The following is a 1,666-nucleotide window of genomic DNA, read 5'->3' as shown; positions in this document are numbered from 1 at the left end:
TGACAGTTCCAGACTCCCTAATAGGGTTACAACTCTTCGCCTGAAGGGTCCGCGCAGATGACTCAGCTTCGGCTGAGGATCCTGCGCTGTGCCGGGCCTGGCTGCCGGCGGTCACGACTACAGACTCCCCGGAGCTCGACTCCCGTTTGGAGACCGTCGGACCTCGGTGCCAGGTCCGGCATCGATCAAGATGTCTGTCGTGATCTCACGGCCGCCCGCACGGCTGATACCTCTCTCACCCCGAGCCTCGAGCTCCGACGGAAACCGGGGCCGTGCGGGCCGCTGGGACCGCGAACGGCTCATCGGAGGGTAGGCCCAGAGCCTCGCTATTAGGGCGCCGCGCGTTCCCGCCAGGCCGGCGATCACCCCGGCAAGCACCGAGAAGGGCCCACGGCCAGCGAGGGAGCGCGAGTTGACGATCTTCTGCGGTATCGACTGGGCGGAAAGCCACCACGACGTCGCCCTGGTCGACGCCACCGGACACCTGGTCGCCAAGAGGCGCATCAGCGATGACCCCGCAGGATTCGCCGAGCTGCTGAACATGCTCGCCGCCGCCGGCGACACCCCGCAGCAGCCGATCCCCGTGGCGATCGAGACACCGCGCGGGCTGCTGGTCGCCGCGCTACGCGCTACGCGGCGGCCGATCTACGCCATCAACCCGATGGCCGCCGCCCGGTACCGCGGACGTCACTCCGTGTCCGGTAAGAAGTCCGACCACGCCGACGCCGTCATGCTGGCCAACATCCTGCGCACCGACGCCCACCTGCACCGACAGTTGCCCGACGACAGCGACCTGGCCGGCGCCATCACCGTCCTCGCCAGGGCCCAACAGGACGCAACCTGGCGGCGCTCCAAGGCCTCCAACGAGCTGCGCTCGCTGCTGCGGGAATACTTCCCCACCTTCCTCGCCGCGTTCGCGGACAGGCCGGCAACCATCGCCTCACCCGAAGCGCGGGCGGTCCTGGCCATCGCACCCACGCCCGAGGCCGCCGCGCGGCTCACCCGCCCGCGCATCGCCGCGGCTCTGCGCCGCGCCGGCCGCGTCCGCGGCATCGACGCCGCCGCCGAGACGATCAAGCGCGCCCTGCGCCAGCCCCAACTGCGCCAGAGACCCCTTGTCGAACAAGCGATGGGCACCCACGCCCTGGCCCTGCTCGCCGTGCTGGACACCGCCTGCACCAGCGTCGACCAGCTCGCCCAGGCCGTTACCGAGGCCTTCCAACAGCACCCCGACCACGCCATCATCACCAGCTTCCCCGGCCTCGGGGACCTCTCCGGAGCGCGTGTCCTCGCGGAACTGGGCGACGACCGCACCCGCTTCGCCGACGCCCGCGCCGTCAAGGCCTACGCCGGCTCAGCGCCCATCACCCGCTCCTCCGGCCGAAGCCTGAGCGTCACACACCGCCGGATCAAGAATGACCGGCTCGCCGCAGCCGGCTGGATCTGGGCCTTCAGCGCCTCCAACAGCTGCCCACCAGCCCGCGAACACTACCTACGACGCCGTGAGCACGGCGACGGTCACCCAGCCGCGCTGCGCAACCTGTTCAACCGCCTCATCGGCTGCCTGCACCACTGCCTCACCACCCGCCAAACCTACGACCAGAACCGAGCCTTCCCCGCATTCACTCCCTCCTGATCTTGACCTCAAACACCATCGGAGGTCTCC

1 protein-coding gene is annotated in these 1,666 nt (G+C 69.7%); it reads left to right on the top strand.

Annotation, left to right across the window (positions count from 1 at the left end):
- Positions 1 to 412: 412 nt before the first annotated feature.
- Positions 413 to 1,636: an IS110 family RNA-guided transposase gene (locus tag D7I43_RS32370; RefSeq protein ID WP_120332335.1), complete on the top strand. Its 1,224-nt coding sequence runs from the start codon at positions 413 to 415 to the stop codon at positions 1,634 to 1,636.
- Positions 1,637 to 1,666 lie beyond the last annotated feature (30 nt).

The sequence above is a fragment of the Micromonospora globbae genome, assembly GCF_003610785.1.
Classification (GTDB): domain Bacteria; phylum Actinomycetota; class Actinomycetes; order Mycobacteriales; family Micromonosporaceae; genus Micromonospora; species Micromonospora globbae.
This window is presented reverse-complemented; position numbering and strand designations above follow the sequence as displayed.